13 protein-coding genes are annotated in these 19,179 nt (G+C 42.6%); 4 read left to right on the top strand and 9 right to left on the bottom strand.

All coding sequences use genetic code 11. The annotated features are described in order from the left end of the window. Positions 1-158: 158 nt before the first annotated feature. The 4 genes from GSQ19_RS00845 to GSQ19_RS00830 all read right to left on the bottom strand — a co-directional run bounded on the left by GSQ19_RS00845 (position 159) and on the right by GSQ19_RS00830 (position 4,451). Positions 159-773 (bottom strand): DUF4340 domain-containing protein, encoded by a 615-nt coding sequence (locus GSQ19_RS00845; RefSeq protein WP_011320913.1) that lies wholly within the window; start codon positions 771-773, stop codon positions 159-161. 3 nt (positions 774-776) lie between these two features. Then, the gene (locus tag GSQ19_RS00840; protein WP_153228338.1) at positions 777-2,549 is read right to left on the bottom strand and encodes a GldG family protein; all 1,773 of its coding nucleotides are present in this window, start codon (positions 2,547-2,549) and stop codon (positions 777-779) included. 93 nt (positions 2,550-2,642) lie between these two features. Beyond that, positions 2,643-3,455 carry an ABC transporter permease gene (locus GSQ19_RS00835; RefSeq protein WP_011320911.1) on the bottom strand — a complete coding sequence of 271 codons (813 nt, stop codon included), beginning with the start codon at positions 3,453-3,455 and terminating at the stop codon, positions 2,643-2,645. Then, positions 3,456-4,451, bottom strand: a complete 996-nt coding sequence (locus tag GSQ19_RS00830; protein WP_011320910.1) for an ABC transporter ATP-binding protein — start codon at positions 4,449-4,451, stop codon at positions 3,456-3,458. 373 nt (positions 4,452-4,824) lie between these two features. Here GSQ19_RS00830 and GSQ19_RS00825 point away from each other — a divergent pair, with 373 nt between their 5' ends. The 3 genes from GSQ19_RS00825 (at position 4,825) to GSQ19_RS00815 (ending at position 8,444) form a co-directional block, all read left to right on the top strand. Further along, complete coding sequence (locus GSQ19_RS00825; RefSeq protein WP_011320909.1) at positions 4,825-5,394, top strand: Uma2 family endonuclease; 570 nt, start codon at positions 4,825-4,827, stop codon at positions 5,392-5,394. Between the two features lie 198 nt (positions 5,395-5,592). After that, positions 5,593-7,677 (top strand): DUF1565 domain-containing protein, encoded by a 2,085-nt coding sequence (locus GSQ19_RS00820; RefSeq protein WP_041456379.1) that lies wholly within the window; start codon positions 5,593-5,595, stop codon positions 7,675-7,677. An 80-nt stretch (positions 7,678-7,757) separates the two neighbouring features. Continuing rightward, complete coding sequence (locus tag GSQ19_RS00815) at positions 7,758-8,444, top strand: hypothetical protein (protein ID WP_011320907.1); 687 nt, start codon at positions 7,758-7,760, stop codon at positions 8,442-8,444. Positions 8,445-8,762: 318 nt separating this feature from the next. Here the strand turns inward: GSQ19_RS00815 and GSQ19_RS00810 are convergent, their stop codons facing one another. The 5 genes from GSQ19_RS00810 to yidD all read right to left on the bottom strand — a co-directional run bounded on the left by GSQ19_RS00810 (position 8,763) and on the right by yidD (position 18,368). Beyond that, on the bottom strand, positions 8,763-13,127 hold the full coding sequence (locus GSQ19_RS00810; RefSeq protein WP_011320906.1) for a CARDB domain-containing protein: 4,365 nt from the start codon (positions 13,125-13,127) through the stop codon (positions 8,763-8,765). A gap of 339 nt (positions 13,128-13,466) precedes the next feature. After that, positions 13,467-16,148: a type I secretion system permease/ATPase gene (locus tag GSQ19_RS00805; RefSeq protein ID WP_041456377.1), complete on the bottom strand. Its 2,682-nt coding sequence runs from the start codon at positions 16,146-16,148 to the stop codon at positions 13,467-13,469. Beyond that, complete coding sequence (locus GSQ19_RS00800; RefSeq protein WP_011320904.1) at positions 16,097-16,855, bottom strand: peptidylprolyl isomerase; 759 nt, start codon at positions 16,853-16,855, stop codon at positions 16,097-16,099. The genes GSQ19_RS00805 and GSQ19_RS00800 overlap by 52 nt, the downstream gene beginning before the upstream one ends. 257 nt (positions 16,856-17,112) lie before the next feature. Further along, positions 17,113-17,910: a TIGR00297 family protein gene (locus GSQ19_RS00795; RefSeq protein ID WP_011320903.1), complete on the bottom strand. Its 798-nt coding sequence runs from the start codon at positions 17,908-17,910 to the stop codon at positions 17,113-17,115. Between the two features lie 209 nt (positions 17,911-18,119). Beyond that, complete coding sequence (gene yidD, locus GSQ19_RS00790) at positions 18,120-18,368, bottom strand: membrane protein insertion efficiency factor YidD (protein WP_104010058.1); 249 nt, start codon at positions 18,366-18,368, stop codon at positions 18,120-18,122. A gap of 62 nt (positions 18,369-18,430) precedes the next feature. Here yidD and GSQ19_RS00785 point away from each other — a divergent pair, with 62 nt between their 5' ends. Then, a complete protein-coding gene (locus GSQ19_RS00785; protein WP_011320901.1) occupies positions 18,431-19,138 on the top strand; it encodes a diacylglycerol/polyprenol kinase family protein in 708 nt (235 codons plus the stop codon). Positions 19,139-19,179 lie beyond the last annotated feature (41 nt).

The following is a 19,179-nucleotide window of genomic DNA, read 5'->3' as shown; positions in this document are numbered from 1 at the left end:
ATTCAGGTATTGATAGATTCGCTGGGACTCTGAATTTTATCGTAAATTTAAGGGTTTAAAACCCCTCTTGGATAAAATCATGTCTGTCGAAAATCGGCACACCCTATGTGAAGAAGAAGACGCTATTCATCGCGTCTCTACAAGAATTTTGAATTGATTCATGGGCTATTGGTAGGAGTTGGCTGAGGTAGATTTGGTGGTGCAACTTTATCTAAACTGACAGGTTGTTGCCACTCTGATAATTCTCTATTGACAGCATTCTCAAAATCTATAGAGACCACTAGCACATTTACATTACCATTTGGTTGAGTGCTAGGGTCAGCTTGGGCATAGACAAAACGACCGCTCAAATCAGGCTTACCCAGAATCAACTGATGGGTTTTTTGATTTTTCAGGTTGATGTTGATAGTGGCTTGGGGTTGGTCTAAACCAAATTCGGCTATTTGGTTAGCTGGTGTGGATATAGTATTCGTACTCTTTCCTTTTACCAATAAATCCATCAAATAACTGACTATAGGCTCGTTTGCAGGTTCTGATACAGGAGATTTCAGCAACCACTTGGGTTGATTAGACTGCTGGTTCCGTTCCAAATTCACCGTCAGTTTTTGAGTTTTTACAGTGAGAGACTGGACATCATCTTCTGTAAAAGAGAAGATTTGCCTTTGATTCTCCCTAACCTCTTCTCGCTGAGTAGCACCGCGAATTTCCCAGAAATAAACAAAACCACTCAACCCCAGGGCTAACAATAACAAAATTAAAGTTTTTTTAGTCATTGGTCATCTACGCTTCCACCAGATAATGGCGGCTGTGACTAAGCCGAGTAAGGGTAAAACAAACAAAGACGATAGTGTTAAGACATTGGCTTGTGAGGTGGATAGGTTCATTCGTCTATTTCTTGGTTCTTTAGGACGAATCGAAAGGAGTTGCTGGTCTTGCTGACTTAGCCAGGTGACGGAATTAAGGAAGACATCCCCATTTAATTGCTGTTCAAATATGGCGTTGGTGATGAAATCTGAATTCCCTATCACTACTAGCCGTGATTCGGTGGCTGATTTTTCAGGCTTCTGTTCGCTTGGGGGAGTTGTTGTTGGGGATGGTGAAGGAATGGGGCTGGCTTGACTTTGGTTTGTTGGGGATATGGTGGGAGTGGGGTTTGCTGGTGTTGTTGGGGATGCTGAAGGAATGGGACTGGCTTGAGTTTGATTTGTTGGGGATGCAGTGGGTGAAGGAGTGGGGCTTGCTGGTGTTGTTGGGGATATGGTGGGAGTAGGGCTAGATGGGGCTGGTAGTTTTCTAGTTAAAGCTACACCCAAGGTTAAAGGCCCTTTCAGGTCTTTTTCGGGGTTAAATTGCAAATTTTCGTTTTGTAGGTCGCTTTCTGCCCAACTGTCGGGATAGGCTTTGGTTTTTAACAATGGGGTAGACTCTACACCAGCTACTGGGGTAATTTCTAGAGGTCTGGCTAGGGGGTAATAGGAAATATTGTTACCAAACTCTTTTGTAATCGGGTGTTGTCCGTAATCTGTAACTATAGGTGCAGCCGGGCCGAGTTGTGCGCCAGTTCCAGAGACATCGACTGCTAAACGATCATCTAAGCGTACACCCCATTCTTGCAGTAAGCTGTTGATGTTGGGGTTGGTGCTGGGGTCAATCATGAGTAGGGCGTTACCACCACGATTGAGATAATCTTGTAATGCTTTGACCTCTGGGTCAAATAACCCCCGTTTAGGGCCTGCTAGGACTACAACGTCAGCATCATCAGGCACTTTAGCATTTTCTACTAGATTCAAAGGCGAGGAATTATAGTTCTTATCGCTTAATGCTTGGACTGCTTGTGAGATAGTACCTTCACCCGCAGTAATTGGGTGTTCGCCATGACCTTGGAGGAAGTAGACTTTGGCGGTGCGATCGCTAATAATTTGTTGTAGGCGATTGGTTAAGCGAATTTCTGACAGACGTTCATTCACACTCAGGGTTTGCACTAATTGCCGTCTATTGCCAGATTCTATAAAAACTTGACCATAATCACCATAATTTTTAACGCCAAATTTTTCCGCTAGTCCTGGTCTAGTTTGGGGATTAATATACTCAAAATCAAAGTTAGTACTTTTGCGGCGATAATTTTCTAAAATTTGTTGGTCTTGGGGATTTTGAATGACATCAAACACCCAAACTTTTACTGGTTGTTGGAGATTTTGCACCAGTTGCTGTGACTGTGGTGATAGGGTAAATAACTGGGCTTCTGTTAAATCTGCCCGTACTTGATAGCGACTCCCTAAAAAGTTTATCAGTCCCAAAATTACCAAAATTGCCAGAGTTGCTGCGATAGCGTTAGTACCAGCTTGGGTAGAACGTCTCTTCCACCAATGACTACGCTGACTTTGCCACGCTAACCACAACCCAATGATGACAATTCCAGAAATTAATAATACTAGGGTAATTGTTCCCCAGGTATCAGAAACTAATCCGGCTGTTAAACCCGCCATTATCAAAAACGGCCCCAGCCAAAACAGATATTTCCAAAGTTGCTTTTGTTTAATGATTTTCATATTAAAAGTCAAAGGTCAAAGGTCAACAGTCAACAGTCAACAGTCAACAGTTACATATTTTTGGACACTGGACTATTGACTATGGACTATTGACTAATTACGCTGAAATCTCAGTGCATCAATTGATTGGGCTGTAAGGAAGATTCCCAAAAAGATGTAACTGGCAAATAATATTAAGGCGCTGGTGTCGAAAATGCCTTGAATGAATGTGTTGTAATGTTTTAGTAGAGATAAATGCCCAATTATTTCTCCTACAGGGCCACCGATACCTTTAGCAATTACATCCACAAATAACAGTAATAAAACTAGGGCAAAGGTGAAAACCGCAGATAAGATAGTGCTGTCTGTTAGGGAAGAAATAAACATTCCTAAGGATAAAATGGCTGCTGCTAGTAAGATTAACCCCAAATGAGCGAGTAGGGGTATTGTCGCTGGCATTGGTGGATTAGAACTACTAAGGGCGATCGCCTCGAATAGTAGTAATGGTACAACTAGAGTAATAAAAAATGTCAGCACACCTAATAATTTACCAACCGCTACTGCCCAATTAGTGACTGGTGAGGTGGCTAAAAGTTCCAATGTACCGCGTTTGCGTTCTTCGGCGTACAATCCCATCGACAACACTGGCAAGATAAATAATAATAGCCAACCCAACCGATCTAAAAATGCCTGGATAAATTCCGCCGGTACATCAATTGGGGGGACTGGTACTCCTAGTTGTTGTCCTTGTACATCCAAAGAAGCGACGTATACTAAAATACCATTCGGCCCCAGTAAAATCATCACTAAAAATAACCCAGCGATGAACCAAAATACAGAGGCGATCGCATAAGCTAAAGGTGAGACAAAATAACTCTGTAACTCTCGGCGATAAATGGCAATAATATTACTCAAGACTATACCCATTTACGCTGCTTCTCCTTCTTTGGTTGCTGAATCCTTCAGGGATGTGAGATTCTTTTCTTCTGTGGTTAGTTGCAAGAAGACATCTTCTAGGGTAGCGCTGACACGGCGCATTTCGTGCAAACCAAATCCCGAACTGATTAAACTTGTGGCAATATCTTTACCTGCGTCGCTTCCCGGTTGTGATAATACTCGTAAGTATGCGCGGTTCTCTCTAGGAAGATGATGACCAGGAATAGATTCTACCAAACTCACCCCAGGCACTTTTTGTAATACCTGCTTGGCTAGGGCTAATTCCCCCTCAATTTCAATTTCATAACCTGAGCCACCTGTCAACTGAGTCATCAAATTTTCTGGTGTATTCGTAGCTACCACCTTACCGCGATTGATAATAGCCACACGGCTACAGGTCATACTCACCTCTGGCAAAATGTGAGTAGAGAGAATTACCGTGTGGGTTCCTGCGAGGCTTTTAATTAAATTCCGCACATCGATAATTTGTCTGGGGTCAAGTCCCACCGTCGGTTCATCGAGAATAATTGCTGGTGGGTCATGGACGATCGCCTGAGCAATACCCACCCTTTGACGATATCCTTTAGATAATTTGCGGATAATTACTTTACGCCTATCCTCCAGGTTACAACGTTTGATCGCTGCGTTTACCTTGAGAGAGCGATCGCCTGCGGACACCCCTTTAATCCGCGCCACAAAATGCAGAAAACCCTCCACCGTCATATCTGTATATAACGGCGGCGTTTCTGGTAAATAACCAATACGCTGACGCACAGCCAAAGAATTTTCATGGACATCAAAACCCGCAATTTTAGCTGTCCCACTACTCGCAGGTAAATAACCAGCCAAAATTCGCATAGTCGTCGTCTTCCCCGCCCCATTCGGCCCCAAAAACCCCACAATTTCCCCAGGTTCGACACTAAAAGTCACATCAGTAATTGCTGGGGTGGAACCATAGATTTTACTTAGATGTTCAACTTCAATCATCAGTTTTGCCGAGCAACTTCATCTAGGGTACTCAACAATATTGACATTTTCCCAACCCTCTTGACCGGATTCCACTTACTACGTTTTATAAAATACTTATTTATAAGTATAAATACGCAAATATATTTGAATTTGCAAACCAGATAAAATCCGGGTGTCCTCTGAGGGTATTATTTGCAGCACTTTTGACACCTAAACTCTCCATCTCCCCTCTTTGCGCCTCTGTCTTGAAAAGTTCAGATCGCCGGAAGCCGGCGCTCCGACTTTTCGCTGCGTCTCTGCGTGAGACAAAAACAATACCTCACCCCCAGCGCAGAAAATTCAACCTTGAGTTGCCTACACATAATAGAAAAGAGACTAACAAAGTGAAACCATGTACTCACCCATCAACCTCTTTACCGCCGAAGAATACCTAGAACTAGAAAAATCAAGCGAAACCCGTCACGAATACCTGGGCGGACAAATCTTCGCCATGTCCGGCGATAGCAAAGAACATAACACAATCACTCTCAACATTGCCAGTAGAATACGTTCCCATCTGCGGGGTACTTCCTGTAGCGTCTTCATGGCTGACATGAAAATCAGACTCAAACTAGCCAATGAACCCAAAAACCTATTCTACTATCCAGATGTTACAGTCACCTGCGACCCACAAGACCAAGACCGCTTTTACCTAAACTCTCCCTGCTTAATCATCGAAGTCCTATCACCAAGCACAGAACTCACAGACAGAAGAGAAAAACTTATCAATTACCGTACTCTAGAAAGCTTACAAGAATATATCTTAGTTTCCCAAGATGAAATCAAAATCGAAATTTATCGCAAAGATAACCAAGGCAATTGGACACTAGAAATATTAACCCAGGAACATGACTTAAAATTAAACTCAATAGGATTAACCCTCACAATCCCAGACATTTACGAAGATGTCATCACTATATAAAGTCAACAAAAACACTTTAGAATCTCAGAAGATATAGAAAAGCAACTGCACGAAGAACGTGAATCATGGGACAGCTATAAATAACAGTTTGCCAATCTGGTTCCAACCTATCCCCATTGTGATTTGCAGCCAAGCCCTGATATAAGTAGTGTTGCTTTATGATGGACGTAATTTCCACAAATTGCTGCTCAATCATTAATTGTGAACAATACGCCTATTACCACAGTCTATGTCAACCCAGCAACGGGGAATGACGCTAACACGGGTTCACGGCAAAGTCCGTTTAAAACCCTGACCCGTGCTTTAAAAGCCACTCCACCAACGATTGTCCAACTGAGTGCTGGGACTTATAACACCGCAAATAAAGAAGTCTTTCCCTTGGTTATTCCTGAGGGGGTAACGGTGGTGGGGAACGAAGCCAGCAAAGGTGCAGGAATTTTGATTTCTGGGGGGGGAGAGTATCAAAGCCCTAGTTTTAGTGTGCAGAATGTCACCTTAGTTTTACTCAGTCAAGCCAGTCTGCGGGGTGTGACTGTCACCAATCCTATAGCTAAGGGGACTGGTGTGTGGATTGAATCAACTGCACCTAATATTGCTAATAATACTTTTACTAATTGTGGTCGGGAAGGTGTATTTACTAGCGGTACAGCCAAACCAGCGATTTTAGATAATGTGTTTGTGCAGAATACGGCTAGTGGTTTATTTATGGCACGTAACAGCAAAGGAGAAGTATTGCGGAATGTGTTCCAAAAGAATCCTTTAGGTATCGCTATCAGTGACTTTGCTGCACCTTTACTCGTTAATAACAAACTATCAGAAAATCGGACAGCGATCGCTCTTTCTCGCAATGCTCGTCCTGTACTACGTCATAATTTACTCATCAAAAATACCCAATGTGGATTATTAATCAATGAAAACGCCCTCCCTGACTTGGGTAGCAGCCAAGATACAGCCGGCAATATTTTTAGTAATAATGGTGAGTTTGATATACAAAATGCTACAACGCAAAAATTAGTTTCTGTAGGCAATCAGTTAAATCCCACCCAAGTCAAGGGATTGGTGGAATTTCCCGCCGCCATCATCGATATTCCCGTACAGTTGGCTAACACTCGTTTTCTTGACCTAGCTGGACATTGGGCAACCGCTTTTGTAGAAGCGTTGGTAAACAAAGGCTTAATGAGTGGCTTTCCCGATGGCACATTTGCCCCCGATGCACCAATCACCCGCGCCCAATATGCGGCGGTGATTGCCAAAACCTTTCAACTCCCCGCCAACAATCAGCCGCCCAAATTCACCGATATCAAATCAGATTTCTGGGCAGCATCAGCCATCACCAAAGCCGCCCAAATGGGATTTATTAGCGGTTTTCCTGATGGAACCTTTCGCCCCATGCAGAACTTAAGCAAAGTCCAAGCAATCGTCTCCATTGTCAATGGTCTGAAATTAACTGGAGGTAGCCCCAATGTGTTAACTGTATACCGCGATCGCGCCCAAATTCCCAGTTATGCCACAAACCCCCTCGCCGTCGCCACCCAAAACAGCTTGGTTGTCAACTATCCCCAAACCGATAGACTAGAACCACTGCGAGATATCACCCGCGCCGAGATAGGGGCTTTAATTTATCAGGCATTAGTAGCTAATGGGCAAGAAAAAGCCATAGCTTCACCATATATAGTCAGCCCTGAAGTTGATACTTCCTCCTTCACAGACCTGACAGGACATTGGGCTGAACCATTCATTCGTGGTTTAGCCAGTATGGGGATCACCAGTGGTTTTGCTGATGGTAGCTATCAACCCAACAAACCCATGACCCGCGCCCAATATGCGGCGATGGTAGCAGTAGCCTTTAACCCACCAGCTAGAAGACCAGCCACAGATTTTGCTGACGTACCCAAGAATTTTTGGGCATACAAAGCCTTACAAATCGCCGCTAGTGGCGGCTTCGTCAGTGGTTTTAGCGATCGCACCTTTCGCCCCGACCAAAACGTCCAGAGGCTACAGGTCATCGTCTCTCTAGTTAACGGATTAGCTCTATCGACAGTTGATAGCAATAACTTACTCATCTACACTGACAATAATAATATTCCTGAATATGCTCGCAAAGCCGTGGTTACAGCAACACAACAGAAAATTACTGTCAACTATCCAGACCCGAAACAGCTAGCACCAACCAGAGAAGCCACCAGGGCAGAAGTAGCCGCAATGGTCTATCAAGCCTTAGTCGCCATACAGAGAGCGCCAAGTATTAATTCACCCTATATTATTTCGACAGTTAGCAGTTGACCAAGTAAAATAAAAAACACTGCTTTTTAGTCATAAAACTCTTGGTAATAAATCCTACAGCCAAAAACACGCTAGGCTATATGCGATGGGTCGATGATTCATACCTATTGCCAGCAGCTAAAGGTCTTATGTCAACATCAGTACCAAACACCTATGCCAAATTGGCAAAAGCCCTACTTATTAACTATAGTTTTGACCTCAGTGGTTATCACGCCGATGAGCTAGTTAACCGTTGGCAAAAACAATATCCTGCCGACTGGCTACATTTAGCAGTAATTGAGGCATTATATCAAGGTCGCTATAAAGCAATCTCAGTACAGCAACTCTTGGCATTTTGGCAAAGGCGGGGTCAGGAAATATATCATTTCAACATGGAATTTGAACGCCTGATTTGCAGCAAATTTCCCGAAAGCTTAACACCAATGGCTGCACCCGAACAATATAGAGCCAGACAAGGAAACAACCAAAATCAGACCCTACAATTGATGAGTTTCAAACAACAGGAACAAGTCAAAGAAGAAGAGAAACCCCCAACAGAAAAGATGTTGGCACTTTCTAGCGCCAGCATGACAGCTAGTATTGAGGTCAGCTTAAGCCAACAAGAAGATTATCTGAGTCAGCCTTTCTCCCTCAACCCTGATCTATCCACAAAACTCCTACCAATATCAGTCACTCATCCACCTATTGGGCAGTTTACCCCACAAACAAGCGATCGCTCCGAGTCCTTCACCTCAAAACTCAAAGCAATATCTAACGAAAATCCCTAATCATGAACAACAGAAGACTTAACCATCTATGTTAGTCTCCAGTCATTTCCATCAAAAATATTCTTATTTTGCCTTAAAAACCTTAATAATTTTTCCTATATTTTCTTTTTATATTTAATTAATTCAATACATAAGTTGCCGTGAATCTTCATAGCATTTCCTAATCTGCTAAGGTACTAAGTACACCGCTAATAAAATTGGACAATCTCCGCGCCCCTCTGCGTAAACCTCTGCGCCTCTCCGCGTTAAAAAACATAACTTCAATACATTGAGCAGCCTTCTCTACCAGGGAAGGCGCCGGGGTATCACCTGAATCTATTAACTAATCCTGACGGTCTTAGGTGTATTTCTGCGTCTCTTGTTTATACTTTCCTCATCAATATCTACTTCTTGAGAAGAGAGAACACCTTGATAATCACGACTGTCTTGATAGTAGGCAAATGTTCTTCTTAAATTTGCCAAATCTATAGTATTGCTTTGTTCACGAGCAATTGTAGTCCAGTTAGAAATCTCAACTAGACTAGCACTTGTATAGCTAGAAGTTAATCCAGAAAGCGTCGTATTACTACTACCTGTGTTTGACAAAGTACTCAAATTAGCACTGGGGAGTGTACCACCATTCGCGGCTGTAGAAGTGAGAATCTGACGCACTTGAGCATCAGTGAGATTATTCCTCGCACTCAGCATCAGCGCCACCACACCCGCAACGTGAGGAGCAGCCATTGATGTTCCCGGCTTCAAACCATAGCCACCCCCTGGTATGGTCGAATATATACCAATGCCAAAAAAGTCATCGTATGCACCAGGGGCTGTAACGTATGCCAGTGGAGTTGTTCCAGCACGGTTGGAAAAATCGGTTAAGGTTCTATTGTAATTGACTGCTCCCACAGCAATTCCAAACTGGTCTGCATAGCGAGCTGGGTAGCCTGGTAGAGATTGACCTTCATTCCCAGATGCGGAAACAACAATTGCTCCTTTACTGATGGCATATTGAATAGCTGAGAGAATATCAGGTGCAGGATTAGATCCTCCTAAACTGAGATTAATCACTCGCGCCCCATTATTCGCAGCATAACGAATACTGTTGGCAACCATATCATCTGAACCTGTTCCTTGAGGACCACCCAACGCTTTCAATGCCATAATCTTGGCATTATAGGCAATACCAGTGACACCAAAGGTATTTCTCACCGCAGCAATAGTACCAGCTACATGAGTACCATGACCGTTATCATCTAGTGGATTGTTGTTGTTGCCGAAAAAGTTCCAGCCGTAAACATCATCAATAAAACCATTACCATCATCATCTATGCCATTACCCGCAGTTTCTCTGCTATTCCTCCACATATTGGCACTCAAGTCTGGGTGTGTATAGTCCACTCCACTATCCACCACCGCAACGATCACACCTTGACCAGTGTATCCCCTTGCCCAGACTTCAGGTGCTTTAATCGCATCTGCTCCCCAATCATTACCACCCAAGTCAGCTACATCAGCAAAGGTGCTTTGATTAAGGGCTTTGGCCACGGCGGCGGCGGCGTTGACTAAACCATAACCTGTAGTGGAGTTAAATCCACCGCCATTAATAGGAGTGATATTGATTGGTGCTGTGATGTAAAGGCCGTTGTTACCTTCATTGCTCTCAGCAACAGATCCTGCTCCATCCGCTCTAAATATGAGGTAGTATTGGCCGGGATTGATCGTAGGATCAAGCGTAATAGCCGTGGAGCGAGAAATAGAGGCACCAGGTGTCACACTAGCACTAGCTTGAGTTTCCATACCTAAGTAGATATCATCATCACCAAATGCCCCATCTCGTGAAAGATAAAAACTTGTCTTACTGCCTCCAGCAGTGCCATTACCTTGGTTTTTCAGTTGATAGTTAACTTGCAGTGTAGCCCCGATGGCAGCACTACCAGCAGAGGTAGCATTTTCAATCACTAAATCTGGTGCAGTAATCGTGATTGCTCTCGCAGCGACGTTATTATTTTCATTGCTTTCTCTTATCGTTCCATCACCATCAGCTTTATAAAGCAGATAGTAATTACCAGGAACAGTATTGCTTCTAATTGTTAAAGATGTAGAGCGTGAAGCTACAACAGAGGGTGCAAGACTAGAGATGGCATCAAAGCCTAAATAGACATCATCATTACTAAGCGTTTGGTCTTGGGAAAGATAAAAATTAGTGAAATGAAAACCTGCATTGCCATTACCTTGGTTTTTTAATTGATAGCTGAGTGAAATTGTTGTACCAATGTTAGCGCTGGCAGGAGCCGAAGGATTCTGGACAATTAAATCTGGTGCAGCAATTGTAATCGCTTTGGCGGTGACATTGTTGCTTTCGTTGCTTTCACTAATTTCGTCATTGCCATCAGCTTGCAATAGCAGATGGTAGTTACCAAAATTGATATCCCTACTTATAGACAAAAGGTAAGATTCTGAACTATAAGTGCCAGCATTTAGTACAGGATAGAAGTAGTTAGGGTCAGAGGCTAACAATATATCATCACTACTAAGAGTTGTGTCTCTAGACAAATAAATCTTAGTTCTATGATTACCAGCACTAGCAGTACCTTGATTTGCTACTTGGTAGTTGAGTGTAAATATGTTACCAGGGTCAACAATGCTAGGAGCAGAAATATTTTGGATAATCAGGTCGGGTCTTGGGCCATTAATCGTGATGGCTCTAGAAACGATGTTATTAGTTTCATTACTTTCCGCTACTGTGCTATCTGCATCAGTTCTGAACAACAAATGATAGTTACCTCCAGCGATGCTATTGGCTATAACAATGGAGGCTGTTTCGGAACTGACTGCACCTGCGGCGATGCTAGCGACAGAATCTGAACCTAACAACACATCATCTGTGCTGAATGTTGTGTCTCTAGAAAGGTAGAATCTGGTGGTACTCGCAACGGCATTTCCAGCACCTTGGTTTCTTACCTGATAACTCAATGCGATCGCACTACCTACTGATGCTGTCGTTGGTGCTGTGGCGTTTTGAACGATTAAATCAGCTGTGTTAATGGTGATGGTTCTAGAAACCACATTATTAGTTTCATTACTTTCCGCCAAGTTATTATCTGCATCAGTTCTGAATAACAAGTGATAGTTACCAGCAGCGATGCTATTAGCTATAACAATGGAGGCTGTTTCGGAACTGACAGCACCTGCGGCGATGCTGGCGACAGAATCTGAACCTAACAACACATCATCTGTGCTGAATGTTGTGTCTCTAGAAAGGTAGAATCTGGTGGTACTCGCAACGGCATTTCCAGCACCTTGGTTTCTTACTTGATAACTCAGTTGGATGGTATTACCTACTGATGCTGTCGTTGGTGCTGTGGGGTTTTGAACGATTAAATCAGCTGTGTTAATGGTGATGGTTCTAGAAACCAAATTATTAGTTTCATTACTTTCCGCCAAGTTATTATCTGCATCAGTTCTGAACAACAAATGATAGTTACCAGCCGCGATGCTATTGGCTATAACAATGGAGGCTGTTTCGGAACTGACAGCACCTGCGGCGATGCTAGCGACAGAATCGGAACCTAACAACACATCATCTGTACTAAATGTTGTGTCTCTAGAAAGGTAAAATCTGGTGGTACTAGCAACCGCATTCCCCAGACCTTGGTTTCTTACCTGATAACTCAGTTGGATGGTATTACCTACTGATGCTGTCGTTGGTGCTGTGGGGTTTTGAATAATTAGGTCTGGATTCCCTGCCGAAGTAATATTAATTAGAGTGCCAAAGGCGTTATTATTTTCATTGCTTTCACTCACATAGCCGTCAGCATCAGCATAGTAAATCAAATAGTAGTTACCAGGGTTGATGTTACTACCAATGGTGAATGTGGCTGACTCTTGTCTAGAAGCACCAGCAGCCAGACCACTCACATAGTCCAAACCTAGATAGAAATCACTACTATCAATATTCAAATCTGGAGATAAGTAGAATTTGGTATTGCTATCACCAGCACTTCCATTACCCTGATTTCTGACTTGATAGTTTATTTGAATACTGCTCCCGACTCTTGCTGAGGTGGGAATTGAAGCGTTTAATACTGTTAAGTCTGGCTGGGTAATCGAGATTGCTGCACCGAAGATATTGTTATTTTCATTACTTTCACTCACATAGCCATCACCATCCACATAGTAAATCAAATAGTAATTACCAGGGTTGATATTACTACCAATGGTGAGTGTGGCTGACTTTTGGCTAGAAGCACCAACCGCCAAACCACTCACATAGTCAAAGCCTAGATACCTATCACTACTATCGAGATTAAAATCTGGAGATAAATAGAAGTTGGTGAAGCTGCCTCCAGCACTTGCACTACCTTGGTTTCTGACTTGATAGTTGATTTGAATGCTGCTCCCGACATTAGCAGAAGTGGGAATTGAGCCGATTGGTGCTGTTAGGTCTGGTAGTAGTGATGCTTGTGTAAAATTAGTGTTACCTAAATTACTCCTGCTTAAATCATTACTTGCGTAGCTATTAGATGCTAAAACTCCTGTCGCTTCAGCTATATAACTACTACCGATGATTGAGCTTACAGCAGTATCGAGGGGGAAGTAATCTTTATTACTATTAAAAATCCTAGAGTTGCTAGCAGATGATAAGGCATCGCTTAAATTATCCAACCTATTTAAGTTGTTATATTCACGGGTAACACTCATGAACTCTTGAACCTCAAATACTAAAAAATTTATACAGACATAAATGCTAAAACTATTTATTCATCTAGCTAAAGACTAGATGCAGGAGAAATTATAATCATTTTTCCAAAATCTAAATATGCAGAAAGATGCACAGTTTAGCCGTGAAATTATCCAAACAAAAAGTATTATTTTTCTTTTTAAGTAAAAAATTAGGAATAATTGTAGTGTAAAAATTTACGAAATTATCAAAAATCGAATGAGCTTTTTGAGCAAAAAAAACGAATAGAGTTTTGCTCTATTCGTCCAAAAGTATTATGGATTGTGAGTAATAGGTAAAAATTAAAAAACTACGACTGCTTACACGTTGGCTTGTTGACGTTGGTACAGTGACCAATACAAGCCTTTTTGTTGCAAAAGCTCTGGATGGGTTCCCCGTTCTGCAATCACGCCTTTTTCTAAAACGAGAATCAAATCTGCTCGTTTCAAGGGTGCAAAGCGGTGAGCAATCAGAAATACAGTGCGGTTGGCAGAAATCTTTTGCAGATTTTGTAACACTTGCTGTTCTGTTTCACTGTCTAAAGCGCTGGTCGCTTCATCTAATACTAAAATCGGCGCATCACAGAGAAACAACCTGGCTAAAGCAATGCGTTGTCTTTGTCCTCCAGATAAAGCTGTACCCCGCTCTCCTACGTTAGTTTCGTAACCGTAGGGCAATTGACTGATAAAGTCATGGGCTACAGCTAGTCTAGCGGCTTCTACTACTTGCTCGGCAGTAATATCGGGATTTCCCAAGGTGATATTCTCCAAGATGGAACCGTTAAATAAGAAGTCTTCTTGAAGAACTACGCCTATTTGTTGTCTCAGGGAGGACAAATCAGCACTTTTGATATCAAAACCATCAATGAGAATGCGTCCTGATTCAATTTGATAAAGCCTTTGTAACAACTTGGATAGGGTACTTTTCCCAGAACCACTGCGCCCAACAATTCCTACAAACTGTCCCGGTTCTACATTAAAGGAAATCCCTCGCAGTACTGGTTCTGTATTGGTTTTGTAGCGGAAAAAGACTTGCTCAAAACTAACTTGACCTTTTAGGGGCGGTAGAACTAAGCCAGTCCCCATCTCTGCTTCTGGTGCAACGTTGAGGATATCGCCAATCCGGTCTACGGAAAGTAGGACTTGTTGCAGGTTTTGCCACAACTGCACTAGGCGTAAAAGTGGGCCTGTCACTCTACCAGAAAGCATTTGAAAGGCTACCAATTGCCCAATTGTTAGTTTTTGGTCGATGACTAATTTTGCCCCAAACCACAGAATTAATAGGGAGGAAAAGTTAGTGAGAAAGTCCCCAATATTACTGCTAATGTTGGATGTGGTGGAAGCTTTGAAACCAGTACGCACGAAACGAGCAAATAAGCCTTCCCAACGATCGCGTGCTACTGATTCAGCTGCATGAGCTTTGACAGAGTGGATACCTGTAACCGTTTCTACTAAGAATGATTGGCTGTCGGCACTGCGGTTAAAGGTTTCGTTCAACCAGTTACGTAAAATCGGTGTAGCAACTATGGTCAGTGTGGCAAATAAGGGCAGCACCGCTAACGCCACAAAAGTGAGAGGAATATTGTAATAAAACATCAATGCCAAATACACAACGGCAAAGATGCTATCTAAAATTACCGTTAAGGCTGTACCTGTGAGAAACTGGCGAATTTGTTCTAGTTCCTGCACCCTGGCTACGGTATCCCCTACACGCCGTGACTCAAAATAAGCCAAGGGTAGGCGCATCAAATGGCGGAATAATTGTGCTGATAAGCTTAAATCTAAGCGTCTGGCTGTATGAGTAAAGATAAATAACCGCAGAATCCCCAATATTGATTCAAATACAGCGATCGCCAAAAGTGCGATCGCCATAACATCGAGAGTTGGTAAACTCTCCTGTACCATCACCTTATCAATGACAACTTGGGTAATTAGTGGTGTACCTAAACCCAATAGTTGCAAGGTAAAAGACGCTAATAATACTTCTGCTAAAAGTTTGCGATATTTCCAAACTGCTGGGGTGAACCAACTCAGGTTAAATTTTTCCTGCTTAGATATCAGTTCTACTTGCCACAACTGACCATCCCAGCATTGTTCCACTACTGATTCTGGTAGACTTTCACAAAGATTATCAGGATTTAAGGGATTAGCAATAATTAAGCGATCGCCTTTTAGTCCATAAGCGATCACCCAAGAAGGATCAGGCATAGACTCGGCTTGTAACTGCAACAAAGCTGGGAAAGTCAGCTGACGCAACTCACCCCAAGTCATTTGCAATCTTCGCAGTACCAAGCCTAACTTTTCTCCAGCTTCTACCACTTGTTTAGGACTTTGCCCCCGCAGTTGGCGTTGTACCCATTCCAAATTCACCGCATTTTCCAGATGTTGGGCTGCCATTGTTAAACAAGCCGCACCCGTATTCCAACTGCTAACAAAAGGATAACTCAGGGTTACAGGTGGAGGAATTTGGGGAGTTTGTTCTGGAGGCGTAAGTGGTTGTTGCAAAGCAGGAGACTGGACGGATGTAACCTCGTTCTCCATCTCAGTATGCTCTTGTTTCGCCAATCCCAGCCAAAAATCTTCCATCGCGGGAGTAGATATTTGCGCCCACAGATGGGTATCCCAACAAGCCACTATCACTTCCTTACTAGCAGCTACAGCTTTGTATTCTCCCGGTAGCTTTTGTAAGTCACCAAACCAATCGCCCATTTGTATAGCAGCTAAAGATTGACCGCTTCCTTCCTCCCGTAAGCGGACTTTCCCAGCCACAATGAAAAACTGATAACCACCCGCTTCGCTTGACCAGATTTTTTCTCCTAGTCGATAACGACGGATTTCTAAACGTTCTTCTAAAAGGGATCTTTGTTCGGAGGTGAGCCAATTGAGAGGCGGTTGATTCCAAGGTATGGCAGCTAGCACTTTGATTTTTAGAGATTCGTTATCTAGAATTTTTAACTCACTTGTAATTTCACCGTCAGCTTTTGAATTTTCTCTGCTAACCATTTTTCAAATAGTTCGTTTTGTAACGCTTGCTTGAGTTGAATATCATCTAAAGACGCTGGTAGAAACTGTTCCACCCGAAACAAACCATAACGTCCATCAATTTCTATAGGCCCGACTAATTGACCAGGAGTAGCCACATCAATAGCAGCCCGTAATTTGTCTGGCATAGTTCCCCGACTAATTGGCCCCATCATGCCATTAACCAGGCGATCGTCTAATACAGAATACTCTTTAGCTAATTGTTCAAAACTGCCCCCTTCTGCAATTTGCAGTTGTAATTCCTCTGCCAGTTCTCGACTATCAACCACAATCCGCGATATTACCACCCGATCCAAAAAGATTTTCTGCTCAATAAAATATTCTGGGAGTTTAGCTTCTGTCACTAAGGTTTTCAATTTTTCTAATTTAAAGTTAAAAGTAATTGAGGCATGGAATCTGGCATAGTCCGTACCATTGTTAGTTAACCAGTCTTGAAAAGCTTGGGGGTCAGCGAGTTGATTTTTTAGGCGAAAATCAATCACTGTTTGTTCAGTTAATGCCGGATTGATTTCTACATCGTCTCGCCCTTGAATTTCTTGCTCAATGACGTACTGACGAAGGACATCACTAATAAATTGACCCAACTTCCCTGAGGATTGTAGGTATTTTACGGTTTGTTCAATCGAAATGGGGCGGTCGTCAATGCTCAAAAATGATAGAGTTTCCATGAAATCACCTGGTAAAAACAGCTAAAGATAAGATTTTATAAACTATTAATAAGTAATGGCAACTTTCAAGATAAAAATATTTCAGCTTAATTTGATTTCGTATTTTAATTGACATTTATTTGTATAGTCGTATTTTTCTACTCCAGATATGAATCTGAGAAAGAATTTAAGCATATTTTCAGTAATATTTAAGTAGTAAGTCTTAAGTCTTGAGTCAAAAAATAATTTTTTATTCTTCAGTACCTAAAACTATTACCCTAACCAAAAGAGCTTGCCCAAACAAAGGCAACTAATATGGCAGCGATCGCCCCAATTAAGGTGTTAAGAATATTAACAATTTCATTAGTTAACCATGTGTATTTTGATTGCAATGTCGCACCAATTACACTTTCTAAATTTGTGGCAATCAAAGCAGCCAAGACACACCAAACAATTCCCAAGGGAGAAATTAAACCGACTCCCCAACCTGTAATAGCGATCGCCACAGAACCCACCACACCAGCTAAAGTCCCCTCTAAACTCACAGCCCCTTCTGTACCTCTAGGAACTGGTTGCAAAGTCGTAATTAAGAAAGTACTTTTGCCGTAAGCTTTACCCACTTCACTAGCGCAGGTATCAGAAAGTTTTGTACTAAAACTGGCGACGTAACCGAGTAACAGTAGTGACTGGGGACTGGGAACTAGGGATTGGGAACTGGGTGAAAAAAGCCCAGCATTCATAATTCCTACGCCCACAGCACACAGCGCCGCAGTTAAAGCAGAACCCCACACATTTTCCGGGCCTCTTGCACCCGAACGCTTTTCGGCAATACCAAGAGCTTCTTTTTGTGCCATCCCGATACGTGTGACACCAGAACCTACAAGAAAATAAAAGGTAACTACTAAATATCCTTGCCAGCCTAAAGTACCCCAAATCAATATGCCCAATAACCAAGCATGAAACACACCTGCTGGGGTAAGCAGTTTTTTAGGAGCGAACCAGACTAAACTCAATAAAATAGTATTTAGTCCTACTCCTACTAACCAAGGATTGGCAGAGCTAATAAATGAAAACATCAGCAAAAAACCACGAGTAGTTTCGCCAGGATATCAAAAGAATAACGAATTTTGGACTTCTGTGGTTAATTTCCTTTACTTCCATCCAAACAGCGCATAGATTATATTCCCTTTACGGGTAAAGTTCACTATCAACAGGCAAAACAGCCCACAAATTTTGTTAATCAGATATGGGTTTAGGGGTTTAGGGAAAGAAATTTACTCACTCCCTACTTCCCGCTATCATGATGACAACAATGCTCACCCACCTCTGGTACAGGATCATAACCGCCTGGGTGGAATGGATGACAACGCAAAATGCGGCGAATCCCCATCCAGCCACCACGGAACACGCCAAATCTTTCAATTGCTTCGAGGGCATACATTGAGCAAGTGGGTTGAAAGCGGCAAGTCGGGGGAAATAGCGGCGAAATAAACATCCTGTATCCCTTGATCAACCAAATAAATATTTGCTTCATGAGCGTCGCCCAAATCTTATAAATTGGTAAGAAAGGCACAAACTTTCTATCTTGTATTATCTTTGTTAAACTTAGTTTCCGAATTAATCTCAACACCGCCTTTATGGCTGCAAATTAGTATTGTTGCAGCTTGGGTATCCTTTATTCTGGCGATCGCTGGGCTGGTAAATCGCTTTGCCACTAGCGACTCGGAAATAGTCCGAAAAATAGTTCACATTGGCGCTGGCCATGTGATTTTACTGGCTTGGTGGTTAGATATTCCTGCCAGTGTAGGCATTGGTGCTTCCATTGTGGCAAGTGTAGTCACTCTGTTGTCTTACATTTTCCCACTTCTCCCAGGTATTAATAGTGTGGGTAGACAGAGCTTAGGCACATTTTTTTACGCTGTCAGTGTCGGCGTTTTAGTGGCTTGGTTTTGGCATATACAACAACCCCAATATGCGGCGATCGGCATGATGGTAATGGCCTGGGGTGATGGATTAGCGGCTTTGGTTGGACAGCGATTTGGTAAGCATAAATATAAACTTTTAGGAGCGCAAAAAAGCTGGGAAGGCTCCTTAACTATGGCTTTAGCTAGCTACTTAGTATGTAGCTTAATTTTACTTGGTGTACTAGGCAACGTTTGGCAGACTTGGACTGTATCACTAGCGGTGGCTTTTGTCGCCACTAGTTTAGAAGCCTTTTCCTTCTTGGGGGTTGACAATTTGACTGTGCCTTTGGGTAGTGCTGCCATAGCATTTGCACTAATTCAATTTTGGCCACTGCATTAAATGGGGAGTTTGAAGGGCAGGGGGTAGCGAGAATAACTTAC

Origin of the sequence: Trichormus variabilis 0441 (assembly GCF_009856605.1) — a bacterium.
Classification (GTDB): domain Bacteria; phylum Cyanobacteriota; class Cyanobacteriia; order Cyanobacteriales; family Nostocaceae; genus Trichormus; species Trichormus variabilis.
Note: the sequence above shows the minus strand (reverse complement) of the source record. Positions and strands in the feature narration are given on the sequence as shown.

Excerpts from the sequence above, each read along its gene's own strand:
- GSQ19_RS00845 (WP_011320913.1), bottom strand. The coding sequence starts at position 773 with ATGACTAAAAAAACTTTAATTTTGTTATTGTTAGCCCTGGGGTTGAGT.
- GSQ19_RS00825 (WP_011320909.1), top strand. The coding sequence starts at position 4,825 with ATGTACTCACCCATCAACCTCTTTACCGCCGAAGAATACCTAGAACTA.
- GSQ19_RS00795 (WP_011320903.1), bottom strand. The coding sequence starts at position 17,910 with ATGTTTTCATTTATTAGCTCTGCCAATCCTTGGTTAGTAGGAGTAGGA.
- GSQ19_RS00840 (WP_153228338.1), bottom strand. The coding sequence starts at position 2,549 with ATGAAAATCATTAAACAAAAGCAACTTTGGAAATATCTGTTTTGGCTG.
- GSQ19_RS00810 (WP_011320906.1), bottom strand. The coding sequence starts at position 13,127 with ATGAGTGTTACCCGTGAATATAACAACTTAAATAGGTTGGATAATTTA.
- GSQ19_RS00800 (WP_011320904.1), bottom strand. The coding sequence starts at position 16,855 with ATGGAAACTCTATCATTTTTGAGCATTGACGACCGCCCCATTTCGATT.
- GSQ19_RS00835 (WP_011320911.1), bottom strand. The coding sequence starts at position 3,455 with ATGGGTATAGTCTTGAGTAATATTATTGCCATTTATCGCCGAGAGTTA.
- GSQ19_RS00830 (WP_011320910.1), bottom strand. The coding sequence starts at position 4,451 with ATGATTGAAGTTGAACATCTAAGTAAAATCTATGGTTCCACCCCAGCA.
- yidD (WP_104010058.1), bottom strand. The coding sequence starts at position 18,368 with ATGAAGCAAATATTTATTTGGTTGATCAAGGGATACAGGATGTTTATT.
- GSQ19_RS00805 (WP_041456377.1), bottom strand. The coding sequence starts at position 16,148 with ATGGTTAGCAGAGAAAATTCAAAAGCTGACGGTGAAATTACAAGTGAG.
- GSQ19_RS00815 (WP_011320907.1), top strand. The coding sequence starts at position 7,758 with ATGCGATGGGTCGATGATTCATACCTATTGCCAGCAGCTAAAGGTCTT.